The sequence below is a fragment of the Flavobacterium sp. genome (assembly GCF_040402835.1).
Taxonomy (GTDB): Bacteria; Bacteroidota; Bacteroidia; order Flavobacteriales; family Flavobacteriaceae; genus Flavobacterium.
Map to the genome: position 1 here is coordinate 1 of NZ_JBBALW010000013.1, position 16,965 is coordinate 16,965.

General features: G+C 33.7%; 12 protein-coding genes. 11 read left to right on the forward strand and 1 reads right to left on the reverse strand.

The window, feature by feature from the left end; all coding sequences use genetic code 11:
* Positions 1–171 precede the first annotated feature (171 nt).
* Positions 172–2,610: a beta-propeller fold lactonase family protein gene (locus AC9UEH_RS05945; RefSeq protein WP_509529539.1), complete on the forward strand. Its 2,439-nt coding sequence runs from the start codon at positions 172–174 to the stop codon at positions 2,608–2,610.
* A gap of 425 nt (positions 2,611–3,035) precedes the next feature.
* On the opposite strand, the gene AC9UEH_RS05950 is transcribed toward AC9UEH_RS05945, so the two are convergent.
* A complete protein-coding gene (locus AC9UEH_RS05950) occupies positions 3,036–3,986 on the reverse strand; it encodes a PhoH family protein (protein WP_509529541.1) in 951 nt (316 codons plus the stop codon).
* 105 nt (positions 3,987–4,091) lie between these two features.
* Between AC9UEH_RS05950 and AC9UEH_RS05955 the strand changes: the two genes are divergently transcribed.
* The 10 genes from AC9UEH_RS05955 to AC9UEH_RS06000 all read left to right on the forward strand — a co-directional run bounded on the left by AC9UEH_RS05955 (position 4,092) and on the right by AC9UEH_RS06000 (position 16,882).
* Positions 4,092–4,940, forward strand: a complete 849-nt coding sequence (locus tag AC9UEH_RS05955) for an SAM hydrolase/SAM-dependent halogenase family protein (protein ID WP_509529543.1) — start codon at positions 4,092–4,094, stop codon at positions 4,938–4,940.
* A 38-nt stretch (positions 4,941–4,978) separates the two neighbouring features.
* Complete coding sequence (locus AC9UEH_RS05960; protein ID WP_509529545.1) at positions 4,979–5,275, forward strand: putative quinol monooxygenase; 297 nt, start codon at positions 4,979–4,981, stop codon at positions 5,273–5,275.
* Positions 5,276–5,326: 51 nt separating this feature from the next.
* On the forward strand, positions 5,327–6,052 hold the full coding sequence (gene gldF / locus AC9UEH_RS05965; RefSeq protein ID WP_509529547.1) for a gliding motility-associated ABC transporter permease subunit GldF: 726 nt from the start codon (positions 5,327–5,329) through the stop codon (positions 6,050–6,052).
* Positions 6,052–7,737, forward strand: coding sequence for a gliding motility-associated ABC transporter substrate-binding protein GldG (gene gldG, locus AC9UEH_RS05970; protein WP_509529549.1), 1,686 nt, complete (start codon positions 6,052–6,054; stop codon positions 7,735–7,737). The genes gldF and gldG overlap by 1 nt, the downstream gene beginning before the upstream one ends.
* Before the next feature lie 112 nt (positions 7,738–7,849).
* Entirely contained in the window at positions 7,850–8,968 is a 1,119-nt protein-coding gene (gene dnaN / locus AC9UEH_RS05975) for a DNA polymerase III subunit beta (protein WP_509529551.1), read from the forward strand.
* Positions 8,969–9,112: 144 nt separating this feature from the next.
* On the forward strand, positions 9,113–10,525 hold the full coding sequence (mnmE, locus tag AC9UEH_RS05980; RefSeq protein WP_509529553.1) for a tRNA uridine-5-carboxymethylaminomethyl(34) synthesis GTPase MnmE: 1,413 nt from the start codon (positions 9,113–9,115) through the stop codon (positions 10,523–10,525).
* A gap of 109 nt (positions 10,526–10,634) precedes the next feature.
* Positions 10,635–11,657 (forward strand): YncE family protein, encoded by a 1,023-nt coding sequence (locus tag AC9UEH_RS05985; protein ID WP_509529556.1) that lies wholly within the window; start codon positions 10,635–10,637, stop codon positions 11,655–11,657.
* Positions 11,658–11,666: 9 nt separating this feature from the next.
* Positions 11,667–12,905 carry a TolC family protein gene (locus AC9UEH_RS05990; RefSeq protein WP_509529558.1) on the forward strand — a complete coding sequence of 413 codons (1,239 nt, stop codon included), beginning with the start codon at positions 11,667–11,669 and terminating at the stop codon, positions 12,903–12,905.
* A gap of 4 nt (positions 12,906–12,909) precedes the next feature.
* Positions 12,910–13,824: an efflux RND transporter periplasmic adaptor subunit gene (locus AC9UEH_RS05995; protein ID WP_509529560.1), complete on the forward strand. Its 915-nt coding sequence runs from the start codon at positions 12,910–12,912 to the stop codon at positions 13,822–13,824.
* Between the two features lie 4 nt (positions 13,825–13,828).
* Complete coding sequence (locus AC9UEH_RS06000; protein ID WP_509529563.1) at positions 13,829–16,882, forward strand: efflux RND transporter permease subunit; 3,054 nt, start codon at positions 13,829–13,831, stop codon at positions 16,880–16,882.
* The last annotated feature ends 83 nt before the right edge of the window (positions 16,883–16,965 follow it).

Below are 16,965 nucleotides of genomic sequence, written 5' to 3' on the forward strand. Positions count from 1 at the left end.
TAATTTATTTATCAAACAAATATACAAAAATATGAGCAATTACGGATATACATAATAAAATAAAGCCAAAATTGCTTTAGAAAAAAGTAAGCATTAAGTTTTTGTTAAATCATCAATAAATAAAAAATATAGGAATGGATTTCTTTAGCTTTGAAAAAAAATCCATTTTTTATGAAACTTAAACTCGTACTTGCTTTCCTATTGTTTGTTACTTTTAACGGAATGGCACAAACTCCTTCGAATAACCCAAAAGCAGCTCAAATTCTATTACCCAATGGCTGGTCTTTAAGTCCGGCGGGCAGGTCCTTACCTTTAGGAGATTTACCATTAAATATTCAGATATCACCTTCCAAAAAGCTTTTGGCCGTGACCAATAACGGTCAAGGTATCCAAAGCATTCAGCTCTTTAATCCTAAAACTGAAACACTTTTGGATGAAAAAACCATTGGTAAATCCTGGTACGGTTTGGCTTTTAGTGCCGATGAAAAAAAATTGTATGTTTCAGGTGCCAATGATAATACCATCCTAATTTACCCTATTGTAAACCAGAAATTAGGCGATGTAGATACCATAGTATTGGGTAAAAAGTGGCCAAATAAAATCAGTCCGACTGGGATTGCCGTTGACGACCAAGCGCAGATTTTATATACGGTAACCAAAGAAGACAATAGTTTATATATCATTGATTTAAAGACAAAGAAAACCATTGAGCGAATTGATTTAGGTTCCGAAGCGTATGCTTGCCTCCTATCGCCAGATCAAAAGACCTTGTATATTTCTCTTTGGGGAGGCGATAAAGTCACATTATTTGATACCCAAACCAGAACGATTAAAAGCCAAATCCTAACCGGAAGTCATCCTAATGAATTGTTGCTGAATAAAAAAGGGACGCTACTTTATGTGGCCAATGCCAATGATAATTCCGTATCGGTTTTTAATACTAACAATCAGAAAAATATAGAAACCATTTCGGCTAGCCTAAGCCCTACCAAACTTTCGGGTTCTACCACCAACGGATTGGCTTTATCAGACGATGAAAAAACATTGTTTATTGCCAATGCAGATAATAATTGCTTGGCTGTTTTTGAGGTTTCGACAGCTGGAAACAGCAAAAGTAAAGGCTTTATACCCACGGGTTGGTACCCCACCAATGTGAAAAGTTTTGGGAAGAAAATATTTGTATCCAACGGAAAAGGATTCACCAGCCTACCTAATCCTCAAGGACCACAACCCATTAGCAAAAAAGACGACAGCGATTATCAGAAAAGCCCAACCGCAAAAAAAGAGGTGCAATACATTGGTGGCCTGTTCAAAGGAACGCTTTCTATCATTGATATCCCTAAAGATGACCAATTAGCCCAATACAGCAAACAAGTTTATGCCAATGTTCCTTCGAGAAAGGCCTCAACGAATATTAAATCAATTAAAGACAACCCTATTCCAATCCTTGAAGGCGAAAAAAGCCCGATTAAATATGTATTTTACATCATTAAAGAAAACAGAACTTATGATCAAGTTTTTGGGGATGTAAAAAAAGGAAATGGCGATAGCTCGCTCTGTTTATTCCCCGAAAGGATTACCCCAAATATTCATGCTTTAGCCAATGAATATGTTTTATTAGATAATTTTTATGTGGATGCAGAAGTAAGTGCCGATGGACATAACTGGAGTATGGCGGCCTACGCGACAGATTATGTTGAAAAATCGTGGCCAATTAGTTATGGTGGTCGTGGAGGTTCTTATGATTTTGAAGGCTCCAGAAAAATTGCTTACCCAAAAGATGGCTATATTTGGGATCATTGCAAGCGAGCAAATATAAGCTACCGCACTTATGGCGAATTTTCGGATGGTAAAACAGCAAGTATTACGGCTTTAGAAAATCATTTCTGTCCAGATTACGCCGGCTTTGACATGGACGTGAAAGATACTATCCGTTATCATGCTTGGGAAAAAGATTTCGACCATTTATTGGCGCAAAATGCAGTTCCACAGTTTAGTACTTTACGATTTTCCAACGACCATACTAGTGGTCAAAGAATAGGAAAACTGAGCCCTTATGCTGCTGTTGCGGACAATGATTTGGCTTTAGGATTATTTATTGAGCACCTATCACACAGCTCCATTTGGAAAGAGTCGGCAGTTTTTGTGTTGGAAGATGACGCTCAAAATGGCCCTGATCATGTGGATGCACACCGTTCACCAGCTTTGGTGATTAGCCCCTATACCAAAAGGAACGAAGTGGTGAGCACCATGTATTCTACCAGCGGCATATTAAGAACCATGGAATTAATTTTAGGCTTAGCGCCTATGAGCCAATATGATGAGGCAGCCTTGCCTTTATATGATTGTTTTACCAATGAGCTTAACTTACAGCCCTATACACATTTGAAATCTAATATAGATTTAAACGATAGAAACGTGGCCCAGAATACAAGTTCAAAAAAATCAGCTGGATTTAATTTAGCTAAAGAAGATGCCATTCCGGATTTAGAATTAAACGAAACCATTTGGAAATATGTGAAAGGCGAAGAATCTGTAATGCCTGCGCCAAAAAGAAGTGCTTTTGTTATATTAGAAAAAAAGAAAGTAAAAGACGCTGACGATAACTAAACAGCATTCAGTATAATTTACATCCTCCCCGCTCGGATATTTCCCCACAACTGATAGGGTGAATTTTCAATCCGTCCCCACAAAGACAATAGAAAATAAGTGATTTTAGTGTAAAAAATAGAATCTGAAATAAATTCAGATTGACAAATCATTAGGTTAAATTCAGATTTTTAAAATAACCGAATTAACGATTAACTTATTAAACAATTTTCTAAATCAAACTTTAATTATGAAAATATAAACGTGAAATATAGCCCCGATAGCAGCAATATCCCACGCTTTTGGGCGTGGATATAGCGAATAGCGGGTAGAATGGTGAGGGAAACTACAAACGTTCTGCTCCTAAAAACAGTCGAAAGTCTTAAAGTCGAAAGTAAAAACTACAATTTCACAAACTTATAAATTATAAATTTGCCTTGTGCATCTTAATCGTTATTCTCTATTTGCTTGTAGGCATCAATGACTTTTTTGACCAATCTGTGGCGTACAATGTCTTTGTCGTCAAGGTAAATTATCCCAATTCCATCGACATCTTTCAAAACCAACAAGGCTTCTTTGAGTCCGGAAATGGTGCGTCTTGGCAAATCGACTTGACCTGGGTCGCCCGTTATCATGAACTTGGCGTTTTTTCCCATACGGGTCAAAAACATTTTCATTTGGGAATGCGTTGTGTTTTGCGCTTCGTCAAGGATTACAAAGGCTTCGTCCAAGGTTCGTCCCCGCATGAATGCCAATGGGGCGATTTGGATTATTCCTTTCAATATGTAATCTTCAAGTTTTTCGTTAGGCAACATATCGCGCAAAGCATCGTATAAAGGCTGCATGTACGGGTCTAATTTCTCTTTCATATCGCCAGGAAGAAACCCTAAATTTTCACCCGCTTCGACTGCAGGACGGGTCAAAATGATTTTTTTGACTTGCTTTTCTTTCAATGCTTTTACCGCCATTGCCACGCCAGTATAGGTTTTTCCAGTTCCAGCAGGCCCAACCGCAAATACCATATCATTTTTGTTGATGGTATCCACCAATAATTGCTGGTTGGCAGTCATTGCTTTAATAATTCTTCCACCAACGCCGTGCACCAGAATGTTGTCTTTGGAATCCATACGTCGGTCGTCTTGAACATCACTTTGGATGACTCTTTCGATAACATTGGTGTCAATATTGTTGTAACGGGTGAAATGGAGCATCAATCGGTTGAATCGTTTTTCAAATTCATCAAGGGAATCTTTTTCGCCAAAAACTTTGATTGTTGTTCCTCTGGCAACAATTTTCAACTTTGGGTAATACTTTTTAATTGTTTCAAGATGAGTGTCTTGAGCGCCCCAAAAGTCTTTTGGAGCGATGTCGATGAGCTCGATTGTTCTTTCGTTCAAATGTGTTGTATTTATTTAAAAATTAGTCACTGATAATTATTAGCTTTGCATTTCAAAATTAATGAATTTTAGGTTTAAATCCTTCAATTAGTTATAAACAATTTTATGTCAATAATTACCCTAACTACCGATTACGGGCTCAAAGATCACTTTGTTGGTGCTTTGAAAGGTAAAATATTGACTGAAAATTCGGAAGCTACTATTGTAGATATTTCGCATAATATCGACCCATTCAACACTGTTGAAGCAAGTTACATAATTGGTGCTGCTTATATGAGTTTCCCAAAAGGGACTGTGCACCTCATTGGTGTTGATGCCGAATTGAATAAAGAAAACCAACATATTGCAATGCAATGGAACGATCATTTTTTTATTTGTGCCGATAATGGTATTCTAAGTATGCTTTCGCAAAAAGTGGTTCCACAGAAAATTGTCGCCATCAATATTCACGATAGATTATCGGAAGATGCAACCGATTTAGATGTATTTGTAACTGTTGCAAGTCACCTTTCAAAAGGCGGTTCGCTGAATGTTATTGGCAAAGAAATTACTGCTATAAAACAAGTTACAGAGCTGCAACCCGTTGTTGCTGCTGATAAAAATTCGATAAAAGGTTATGTAATTTACATCGATAATTTTGGAAATGTAGTTACAAATATCACTAAGAAACTTTTTATGGAAGTTGCCAAAGGAAGACCGTATGAAATTCCGTTATTGCAAAAGCGAAACCAAAAAAAATCGAGTCCAATAAAGAACATTTGGGCTAAATATTCTGATATTGCAAATGCGGGAAAATATCCAATTAAGAATTACGAAGGCGACAAATTAGCTATTTTTAACGAAGCTGGATTTCTCGAAATCGCTATTTTCAGAAGTAATCCTTTGAGTGTTGGAAGTGCTTCAAGCCTAATGGGATTGTATTATAGAGATAGTATTACAATTGAATTTATATAATTAATCTTAAATCAACAATCTAAAATCATAAATTAAAAATGTTCGTACGCATAGTAAAATTGAGTTTTCACGAGGAACATATTCCAACCTTTTTAGAAAATTTCGAAATAATGAAGGAGAAAATACGAAATGCCGAAGGAAATCGTTTACTTGAATTGTGTCAGGATAAAACCAATAAAAGTATTTTCTTTACCTATAGTTATTGGGAAACCGAACAAGATTTAGAAAATTATCGAAATTCCGAACTTTTTTATGACGTTTGGACTTTCACAAAAAAATTATTTAATGACAAACCCGAAGCGTGGAGCGTGGATAAAGTGGTCAGTTTACAGTAATAAGTGATCAGTTTCAAATAACCAAATTAACAAATCAACGAATTAACATAAATGAAAGCATTATTATTTAGAGAAATTAAATCCTTTTTTGGTTCGCCAATTGGCTATTTAGTTATCGCTATTTTCATAATTCTGAACGGATTATTCCTTTGGATTATTGATGGCGAATACAATATATTAAATTCTGGTTTTGCCGATTTAAGTCCGTTTTTCACGATTTCACCTTGGATATTAATTTTCCTAATTCCTGCCGTTACGATGCGCAGTTTTTCGGATGAAATGAAACAAGGAACCTTAGAATTGTTGCTCACAAAACCATTGAGTATTTGGCAAATTGTGAATGGTAAGTTTTTTGGTGCCGTACTTTTGATTGTAATTGCAATTATTCCCACCTTTATATATGTATATTTAATTTCAAGTCTTGGAATGCCCGAAGGCAATATCGATATGGGAAGTACCATTGGTTCTTATTTTGGATTATTGTTCTTAATTTCGGGATATTCGGCAATTGGAATTTTCACTTCTACCCTATCCAACAATCAGATTGTAGCGTTTTTACTTGCTGTGTTTTTATGTTTCTTCTTCTATTTCGGATTTGATGGCATTGCGACGTATCTTCCAAGTATCGAAAATTTTATTTCAAATTTGGGAATGAACAGCCATTTCAAGAGTATGAGCCGCGGTGTAATTGACACTCGTGACCTTTTGTATTTTGTGAGTATCACTATTTTATTCCTTTCGCTTACTGTTTTTAAATTAAAATCTTTGAAATTGTAATGAATCAAATTAAAAAAAATAATCTAAAAACGGTTTTATTTACCGTGGTAATTCTACTCGTTTTAAACGGGATTGGAAGTCAGTTTTTCCATAGGTTTGACTTAACAAAAGATCATAGATACACGCTTTCGCCAACTTCTTTAAAAATAATTCAAGACATTAAAGAACCTTTGATAATTGATGTATTCTTAAAAGGTGAATTTCCTGGCGAATTCAAGAAATTGCAAACAGAAACACAACAATTATTAGAAGAATTCAAAGCCTATAATTCTAATATTGTTTTTCAATTCATCAATCCATTGGAAAACGAACAAGAAAAAGATACGATTATGCAATCGTTTATGAATAGAGGCTTAACGCCAATAAATGTAACGTTGGACGACAAAGGAAAACAGACGCAAGAAGTGGTTTTTCCGTGGGCAATTGCAACCTATCACGGGCGAAGTGTGAAAGTGCCGTTGTTAAAAAATAGGATGGGTGCTTCCACCGCTGAAAAAGTGGTGAGTTCGGTGCAACATTTGGAATATGCTTTTGCAAATGCGTTCAATACCATCGCTAAAGCAAAAGAAAAAAAGGTTGCCATCATCAAAGGAAACGGTGAATTGCAGGATTTATTAATGGCAGATTTCATCAAGCAAGTCCGCGAAAATTATTATATAGGAACCTTCACTTTAGATTCTGTAGCCAAAAAACCGAATGAAAGTTTGTCGTATTTGAAAAATTATGATTTGGCTATTATTGCAAAACCAACCGAAAAATTCTCTGATGAAGAGAAATTAGTCTTAGATCAATTTGTGATAAACGGCGGAAAAACATTGTGGCTTGTAGATCAAGTGAATATGGAAATGGACAGTTTGTATAATGATTCCGGAACGACTTTGGCATTTCCAAACAACTTGAATTTGAATGATATGTTGTTTAAATATGGCGTGAGAATCAACCCTGATTTGGTGAAAGATTTAATGGCGACACCAATTGCTCTTGCCACTGGTGATAAAGGAAGTGCCGCACAATACACACAATTCCCTTGGTTTTATTCGCCAATGATTTATCCATCGGCAAAACATCCAATTGTTAGCAATCTTGATGCGGTGAAGTTTGAATTTGCAAGCGGAATTGACACTTTAAAAAATGGAATTAAGAAAACGGTATTGTTGCAATCTTCGCCTTATTCTAAATTAGTTGGTGCGCCAGTTGAAGTAAAATTAGATATGGTTCAAGAAAGACCCGAACAATCAGAATTCAAAAACAAAGGCAATATTCCCGTAGCCGTTTTATTAGAAGGCGAATTTCATTCTGTTTTTGAAAACCGTGTGATGCCTTTTCAGGAAAAAACATTTGAATCTAAAGGAAAAAATAATAAAATGATTGTTATTTCTGATGGCGATGTTATCAGAAATCAATTGGATAAAAATTACCAACCTTTAGAACTTGGTTATGACAAATGGACCAATAAACTATACGGAAATAAAGAGTTTTTGATGAATTGTGTCAATTATTTATTGGACGACAACGGACTTATTAACATTCGTAGTAAAGTGGTTGATTTGCCTATTTTAGACAAAGAAAAAGTATATGAAAATTATACAAAGTCACAGATTATAAGTGTTGGATTACCAATTATTACGCTGGTTATTTTCGGATTCCTATTCACTTTTTTACGAAAAAGAAAATACAGCAACTAATTGTTAATAAAATTGTTTTCACTATTTGATAAGATTAAGATATATTTGTAGGATGAAATAAATACAATTCTGAAAAATTCAGTTTTGTAATTGATTAAAAAAACAGCCAAAGATGAAGTTTATAGTATCAAGTTCGTACTTATTAAAACAACTACAAGTGTTGGGAAGTGTTATTAACAGTAGTAACACCCTTCCTATTTTAGATAATTTCCTATTTGAATTGGACAGCAAAACGTTAACCGTTTCTGCTTCAGATTTGGAAACTACGATGTCTGCAACTTTAGAAATTGATTCTGAAAGTAAAGGAAGTGTAGCCGTTCCTGCGAAATTATTGTTGGAAATCTTAAAAACTTTTCCTGAACAACCGCTAACTTTCACTGTTGAAGAAAATAGTACAATAGAAATTAGTTCTAATTCTGGAAAATATGCTTTGGCGTATGCACCAGGAAATGAGTTTCCAAAATCAGTAAATTTAGATGATCCCTCTACGACTTTAGTTCCATCAGATGTTTTGGCAACTGCAATAAGTAAAACAATATTTGCAGCTGGAAATGATGATTTACGTCCAGTAATGTCAGGGGTTTTCTTCCAATTTTCACCTGAAGGATTAACATTTGTGGCAACAGACGCGCACAAATTAGTAAAATATGCAAGAACGGATGTAAAATCGTCTGAAGTAGCTGATTTTATTATGCCTAAGAAACCTTTGAATATCTTGAAAAGTATTCTTGGAACGTCAGATGCAGAAATCAAAATTGAATACAACGATAGTAATGCAACCTTCTCATTTGACAATTATATCTTAATGTGTCGTTTGATTGATGGAAAATATCCAAACTATGAAGCGGTAATTCCAAAAGAAAATCCAAATAAATTAATGATTGACAGAACTCAATTTTTGAACTCTGTTCGTCGTGTTGCCATTTTCTCAAATAAAACTACACACCAAATTCGTTTGAAAATTGCGGGTGCAGAATTGAATATTTCGGCTGAAGATATTGATTATTCAAATAAAGCTGAAGAAAGATTGACGTGTGATTATCAAGGTGATGATATGCAAATTGGGTTCAACTCAAGATTTTTAACAGAAATGTTGACCAACCTACAATCAGACATGATTATGTTGGAAATGTCGTTACCAAATCGTGCTGGAATTCTAACCCCCGTTGATGGACTTGAAGAAGGCGAAACCGTTACAATGCTTGTTATGCCTGTAATGTTAAACAATTAAACCAACCAAACCACTATTTTTATAGCATATAAAAAATCGCAATTTCTTTATTGAAATTGCGATTTTCTTTAATTACAAAAGCAGAAATACAAGAACTAAAACCCAAAATTTAATTGTAATTTTAATTTTTTTGATTTACAACTTATGATTCAAAATGATACTATTGTAGCTTTGGCCTCCCCTTCTGGTGCGGGAGCTATAGCGGTTATTCGCGTTTCTGGAAGTAATGCAATTGTGGTTTCCAACTCGACTTTCAATTCGGTTTCGGGAAAGGACATTACAAAACAGAAAACACACACGCTGCATTTGGGTCATATTGTGGACGGAACAAAAGTTATTGACCAAGTTTTACTTTCTGTTTTTAAAGGTCCAAATTCCTATACAGGAGAGAATACAATCGAGATTTCGTGTCACGGTTCAACCTATATTCAGCAACAAATTATTCAATTATTATTAAGAAAAGGCTGCCGTATGGCAAATGCAGGGGAGTTTACTTTACGTTCTTTTTTGAATGGTAAAATGGATTTATCACAAGCCGAAGCTGTTGCCGATTTGATTTCTTCAGATAATGAGGCGTCTCATCAAATTGCGATGCAACAAATGCGTGGCGGTTTTAGCAATGAAATCAAGGAATTGCGACAAGAATTATTGAATTTTGCTTCGCTTATAGAATTAGAATTGGATTTTGCTGAAGAAGATGTGGCTTTCGCCGATAGAACGCAATTTCGAGAATTGTTGAACAGAATTGAATTTGTGTTGAAACGATTAATCGACTCGTTTGCGGTTGGAAATGTGATTAAAAATGGAATTCCTGTTGCTATTGTGGGTGAACCCAATGTGGGAAAATCTACTTTATTGAATGCTTTATTGAATGAAGAACGCGCCATAGTATCAGAAATTGCTGGAACCACGCGCGATACTATTGAAGATGAATTGGTTATAGGCGGCATTGGATTTCGATTCATTGACACGGCAGGGATTCGGGAAACAGCAGATGTAATTGAAAGTTTAGGGATTCGGAAAACATTTGAAAAGATAGAACAAGCGCAAGTCGTACTTTATTTAGTTGATGGTTCTCGGTTGTCGGTTGATGGTAAATTAGAAACTTTATTATTTGAAGTTGGAAAAACAAGAAACCAGTTTCCTCTAAAACCAATTTTAGTAATCATCAATAAAATGGATTTGATTTCGCCAGAAAACATATCAATTATAGACAAAAAACTAACAACCAACAACCAACAACTAACCACCATTTACATTTCTGCAAGAGAAAATATAGGCATAAATGAACTCAAAAATCAGTTGCTTTCCTTTGTAAATACAGGTGCTTTGCGCAATAATGAAACGATTGTAACCAACACGCGTCATTATGATTCTTTGCTAAAAGCTTTGGATGAAATTCAGAAAGTGAATTATGGTTTGCAAACTAACATTTCAAGTGATTTAATGGCAATTGATATTCGAGAAGCTTTGTATCATTTTGGGATGATTACTGGGGAAGTTACAAATGACGAGTTATTGGGGAATATTTTCGCGAATTTCTGTATCGGAAAGTAAGTATCATTCACTGTATTATATAATTATGCCCAAAAATTGTAAGAGACAAAACTTAATCAACTATTAATTTAACTTTAAAAATAATTTCAGATATTTACAAAAAAAAATTATGAAAAAATTATTATCAATCTCATTAGTAAGTTTGTGCATTTTCAATTGTTTTAGCCAAGATTATCATGTTGCTAAAAAAATAAATGTAGCAGGAGACGGAGGCTGGGATTACTTAGCAGTTGATACTATTAATCAACATTTATTTGTATCGCATGGAAATGTGGTTAATGTAATAGATTTAAAAACCGATAAAACCATTGCAACAATTCCAGATACAAAAGGTGTTCACGGCATTGCAATTGCAAATGATTTGAACAAAGCTTTTATAACTGACGGAAAAGACAATGCGGTTACAATTGTCAATTTACAAACATTTGAATTAATTGAGAAAGTTGCCATTAATGGGCAAAAACCAGACGCTGTTTTATATGATGAATTTTCTCATAAAGTTTTCACCTATAATGCTAAAAGTAATGATGCAACTGTGCTTGATGCAATTACCAATAAGGTTATAAAAGACATTCCGTTAAACGGAACACCAGAATTTTCTGTTACCAATACAAAAGGTTTGATTTATGTAAATATTGAAGATAAAAACCAAATTAAAACTATCGATGCAAAAACACTTGAAGTTATTGCAACTTGGAGTATTTCCCCTGGAGACGAACCTTCTGGATTGGCAATGGACATTGAAACAAATCGATTGTTTTCGGTTTGTGGCAATGCTTTAATGATTATCGTTGATGCTTCAAATGGGAAAATAATAAAAACATTACCAATAGGCGAAGGTTGCGATGGAGTAGCATTTGATGCAAAAAAGAAATTGATTTTCAGTTCTAATGGAAGTGGAACAATTACTGAAGTAAAAGAAGAAAACGCATCAGAATTTTCGGTGGTTGAAACCATAAAAACGCAAAAAAGTGCCCGAACAATTGCTTTGAATAAATCAACACATCAATTGTATTTATCATCTGCAGATTATGGTGTAAAACCAGAGCCTACAACAGAAAATCCAAAACCTCGTGCTTCAATTGTACCAAATTCATTTTCAGTTTTAGTTGTTGAAAGTAACTCAAAATAATTATTATTGATGAGAGTAATTTTAAGTTTCATTTTTGTTGCATTTTGTTTCAATTCTTATTCTCAGGAAAAAGATTTGAACTATTTTATTGCTACAGCAGAAAAAAACTCACCTCTTTTAATAGATTACAAAAATCAAATTCAATCGGCAACACTTGATAGTTTACTAAATTTAGCTTCCAGAAAACCTCAAGTTAATGGTGTTTTATTTGGAAATTATGCCCCCGTAATTAATGATTTCGGTTACGACACGGCATTGAGTAATGGGCAACTGATCTCAGGATTAATAAGCGTTAATCAAAAAATTATTGGAAAAAATAGAGGTTCAATACAATCTCAAACTTTTAAATTAGCTAAAGAGGGTTTGATTTCAAATAGAAAAATAGCGCTTAAAGATTTGAAAAAAGTCATTGTTTCACAATACATTACGGCAGTTTCAACTTCAGAACAAGTTGAAAATAATATAAAAACAGCTTCTCTTTTAAAAGACGAAGCTTTAGTTTTGAAAAAATTAGCTCAAAATTCTGTTTATAAGCAAACGGATTATTTACTATTTACAGCCACTGTAAAGCAACAAGAATTGACAGTGCTTCAATTAAAGCAACAATATCAAAATGATTTGGGACTGCTACATTATTTATCAGGAGAAACAGACACTACTTTTGTACATTTGAAAACGCCCGAAATTACATTAAAAAGTAATTTGCAAGAGGCTAAAATAATGTTCTTAAAATCATTCGAAATTGATAGCTTGAAACTTCAAAATCAAAAAAGTTTAATTGATTTGGCGTATAAACCCTCTTTTTCATTGCTTGGAGATGCCGGATATATGTCCACTTTTACATATTTACCTCACCAAAATTTTGGCGTTAGTTTGGGTTTTGGACTTTCAATTCCAATATATGATGGAAATCAAAGAAGCTTGCAACACCAAAAAATAACAGCCGCTTTAGCAACAAATTTAGCGTATAAAAACAACTTCAGTAAACAATACCAACAACAATTATTTATTTTAAAGCAACGGTTAAATCAAGTTACGGAAATTGAAAAGGAATTGCAATTGCAACTTTCAATTGCAGAAACATTAATAGAAGCCAATAAAAAGTTATTGCTTACGGGTGATGCTCAAATTACAGAATTTGTCATTGCAATTGGAAACTTAATAACGATTCAAAATAATATTTCGCAAAATAATATTAATAAACTTCAACTTATAAATGAAATTAATTATTGGAGTTTTAACGACTAGTTCAATGAAAAAATCACTATTATTAATATCCATAATTGGTATTTTTCTGGTTTCTTGTAAAAAAAACAATGAAGCAGAAGAAGCTATTAATGTAACTGTTCCCGTGACATTGACAACGATTGATACGTCTGGTGTATCAAGTTATTCCGATTTAAATGCCACAGCAACTTATTTGGTAAAAACAATTATAAAAGCGAATGCAACCGGTTATTTAACTGCTGTTAATGTCGCTTCAAATGACTTTGTCACTTCAGGAAAGGTATTATTTACATTGAAAACTCGGGAAGCGAAAGTATTGGGAAATACTATTAATAAAATAGACCCAACTTTGAATTTTGGGGCGGCAATTCCTGTTTATGCAACATCAAATGGGTATGTAAATTCTGTAAATGTGCAACAAGGAAACTACGTTCAAGATGGGGATATTTTGGCTACAATTAATGATACAAATAGTTTTGCAATCGTATTAAGTTTGCCGTATGAATTGAAAAAATATGTTGCAATTGGAACTACTCTTGATGCTATTTTACCCGATGGAACTGTTATAAAAACAAGCGTTCAAAAATTTATGCCTTCCGTTGATGCTACTTCTCAAACACAAAATGTGATTTTGAAAGTTATTGGAAAACGTGACATTCCGGAGAATTTAATTTTAAAAGTTAGAGTACCAAAAGCTACTAATTCCAAAGCTATTTCTTTACCAAAAGAAGCGGTTTTAAGTAATGAAACAGAAACAGAATGTTGGATAATGAAACTGCTTAATGATGATACAGCCGTTAAAATTCCAATTAAAAAAGGAATCGAAACTGCAGATAAAGTTGAAATAATAACGCCAATTTTAACTTCTAAAGATCGTATTTTACTAACTGGAAATTATGGCGTTGCTGATACTATAAAAGTAAAAGTTATAAAAAATTAATCCTATGAATAACTTTTTTGTAAGACATAGAAATGGATTAAGCACACTTGTATTCCTAATTATTTTAGGTGGTTTTTTTGCATATTCAAATCTGCAAACCAGTTTATTTCCCGAAATTACTTTTCCGAAAATTAAAATCATTGCCGATGCAGGACAACAGCCCATCGATAAAATGATGATTACCGTTACAAAACCATTAGAAAATGCAATTAAAAAAGTTCAAGATTTAAAAACGGTTCGAAGCACTACAAGTCGGGGAAGTTGTGAAATTTCTGCTTTTATGGAATGGGATTCTGATATTGATTTAGGCAAGGAACGAATTGAGTCCAAAATAAATCAGATTAAAAACGAATTGCCTCCTGACATTCAAATTACAGTTGAAAAGATGAATCCATCCATACTTCCTGTAATTGGATATGCGATGGAAAGTAATGGAAAAACAGCAATTGAACTCAAAAAAATCGCCAATTTTACCATTAAGCCTTTTTTGTCTCAAATTGATGGGGTTTCAGAAATAAGAATTATTGGAGGGAAAGAAAAAGAATATTGGATTTCACTTGATTATACTAAAATGGCAGCGCTTGGGATTACTCCAAATGCCATTTCCCAAGTATTAAGCCAGACGAATTTTATTAAATCAAATGGTTATTTAGCTGATTATCGCCATTTGTATTTAACAATAACAGATGCGCAAGTTTCAAAAAAAGACGAGTTAGAAAACTTAGTAATCAGTAATAACGGCAAAGGAATTGTGACTTTAAAAGACATTTCCGAAGTTGAAATAAGAGAGGCTAAAGAATATATAAAAGTTAATTCTAATGGTCGAGAAAGTATCTTAATTGCAGTTTTAAAACAACCCAATTCCAATTTAATTACTATTTCTGGTGCGATGCACGATAAGTTGATTGAATTAAAAAAAAATCTACCAAAAGACATCAAAATTACACCTTATTATCAACAAGCAACTTTTGTAAATGATGCTGTGAAAAGCGTTACCGATAGTTTATTGATTGGATTGTTATTGGCAATAATAGTGGCTGTTTTATTCTTGAAATCTGCAAAAGCAAGCATTACCATTTTAATAACTATACCAGTAACTTTGGGATTGACATTGATTGTTTTATACCTAACGGGGAAAACTTTCAATATTATGACCTTGGGTGCAATTGCCGCTGCGTTAGGATTAATTATTGATGATGCGATTGTGGTTGTAGAACAAATTCATCGAACGCACGAGGAACATCCTAACGAACCCACTGTTTCCCTTTTACAAAAAGCAATTCACTATCTATTTCCAGCAATGGTGGGATCTTCATTGAGTACAATTGTGATATTTATTCCATTTGTATTGATGAGCGGGGTTGCAGGTTCTTACTTTAAAGTGTTGACCGACACAATGATAATCACGTTGGTTTGTTCCTTTTTTGTAACTTGGTTATTACTTCCAGTTATTTATTTACAACTTTCTAAAAAAGACAATCCTGAAAGTAAAATTGAGCAAGAAACTGAAATTATTGCTGTTAAAAATCAAAATTGGGTGTCCTATTTTATTCAAAGACCTATAATAAGTTTGTCCTTTTGTTTGCTATTAATAGCTTCCATTTTTTTAATACTACCTAATTTAGAAACTGGTTTTTTACCCGAAATGGACGAAGGAAGTATCATTTTAGATTATCAATCTCCATCGGGAACTTCGCTTGAAGAAACGGATAGAATGTTGAAAGAAGTTGAAAAAATAATCGTGAAAATTCCAGAAGTTGAAGCCTATAGCAGGCGTACTGGAACACAAATGGGATTTTTTATTACAGAACCCAACCGTGGTGATTATCTCATTCAATTAAAAAAAGAGCGTTCCAAAACAAGTGAAGAAATTATTGATATCATTCGTCGAAAAATTGAAGCCACGCAGCCTGCTTTACGAATTGATTTTGGACAAGTTATAGGCGATATGTTGGGTGATTTGATGAGTTCTGTTTCTCCAATTGAAGTTAAAATTTATGGAAATAACCAAGCAGAATTACAAAAAATTTCAAAAAACATTACTTCAATAGTTGAAAATGTAAAAGGTACAGCCGATGTTTTTGATGGCATTGTGATTGCCGGACCATCGGTAAATATTACGCCAAATTATAAAATGTTGGCACAATACGGAATCACTCCCAATGATTTACAATTTCAATTGCAAAGCGCACTCGAAGGAAATGTAATTGGCAATTTGTTAGAAAACGAACGAGTAACCCCTATCCGATTGATTTATAAAAACTCTGAAAAAAGAAGCTTAGAAGATTTAAAAAAGCTGAAATTATTCTTACCAAATGGGCAGTCTATTCCAATTTCAAGCCTTGTAGAAATTAATACCCAAAAAGGGACTGCTGAAATTGAGCGAGAAAATCTTCAAATGATGAGTGTGGTTACTGGGCGATTGAACAATCGTGATTTGGGAAGTGTGATGCAAGATATTAAGGAAAAAGTTACCACTACAATTCACCTGCCTATTGGTTATTATGTTGAATATGCTGGTGCTTACAAAGACCAACAGCAATCTTTTAAAGAACTATTACTTATCTTGATTACTTCCTCTTTGTTGGTTTTTGGCGTTTTACTATTTTTATTTAGAGATTTCAGGGCAGCTATTGTATTGCTATTTATTTCTGTTTTGGGGATTTCTGGAAGTTACATCTTATTGTTTTTAACTAAAACCCCTTTGAATGTTGGAAGTTATACTGGAATAATTATGATTGTGGGGATAATTAGTGAAAATGCCATTTTTACATTTCTTCAATTTCGGGAAACTTTCAAGGTCACACATAATGTAAATCAATCCTTAGTTTATTCAATTTCTACGCGTTTGCGACCAAAATTAATGACCGCTCTTGGGGCTATAATTGCACTTTTACCTTTGGCAATTGGAATAGGAACAGGATCAGAATTGCACCAACCATTAGCAATTGCAGTTATTGGGGGATTTATATTTGCAATGCCTTTATTATTGATTGTATTGCCAAGTTTATTATCATTGGTCTATAAAAATGAAAGTCATTTTAAACATTTGCATTAGCAGAAAAGATTGATTTTTAAATTTTATTAAATAAAAAAAGCCTGTAAAAATTATATTTACAGGCTTTTATTCTTTAGAAATCT

What these genes read in the sequence shown, in the direction of transcription:
- gldG (WP_509529549.1), top strand. Translation starts at nt 6,052, where the DNA reads ATGAATCAAATTAAAAAAAATAATCTAAAAACGGTTTTATTTACCGTG.
- AC9UEH_RS05960 (WP_509529545.1), top strand. Translation starts at nt 4,979, where the DNA reads ATGTTCGTACGCATAGTAAAATTGAGTTTTCACGAGGAACATATTCCA.
- dnaN (WP_509529551.1), top strand. Translation starts at nt 7,850, where the DNA reads ATGAAGTTTATAGTATCAAGTTCGTACTTATTAAAACAACTACAAGTG.
- gldF (WP_509529547.1), top strand. Translation starts at nt 5,327, where the DNA reads ATGAAAGCATTATTATTTAGAGAAATTAAATCCTTTTTTGGTTCGCCA.
- AC9UEH_RS05985 (WP_509529556.1), top strand. Translation starts at nt 10,635, where the DNA reads ATGAAAAAATTATTATCAATCTCATTAGTAAGTTTGTGCATTTTCAAT.
- AC9UEH_RS05995 (WP_509529560.1), top strand. Translation starts at nt 12,910, where the DNA reads ATGAAAAAATCACTATTATTAATATCCATAATTGGTATTTTTCTGGTT.
- AC9UEH_RS06000 (WP_509529563.1), top strand. Translation starts at nt 13,829, where the DNA reads ATGAATAACTTTTTTGTAAGACATAGAAATGGATTAAGCACACTTGTA.
- AC9UEH_RS05945 (WP_509529539.1), top strand. Translation starts at nt 172, where the DNA reads ATGAAACTTAAACTCGTACTTGCTTTCCTATTGTTTGTTACTTTTAAC.
- AC9UEH_RS05990 (WP_509529558.1), top strand. Translation starts at nt 11,667, where the DNA reads ATGAGAGTAATTTTAAGTTTCATTTTTGTTGCATTTTGTTTCAATTCT.
- mnmE (WP_509529553.1), top strand. Translation starts at nt 9,113, where the DNA reads ATGATTCAAAATGATACTATTGTAGCTTTGGCCTCCCCTTCTGGTGCG.
- AC9UEH_RS05955 (WP_509529543.1), top strand. Translation starts at nt 4,092, where the DNA reads ATGTCAATAATTACCCTAACTACCGATTACGGGCTCAAAGATCACTTT.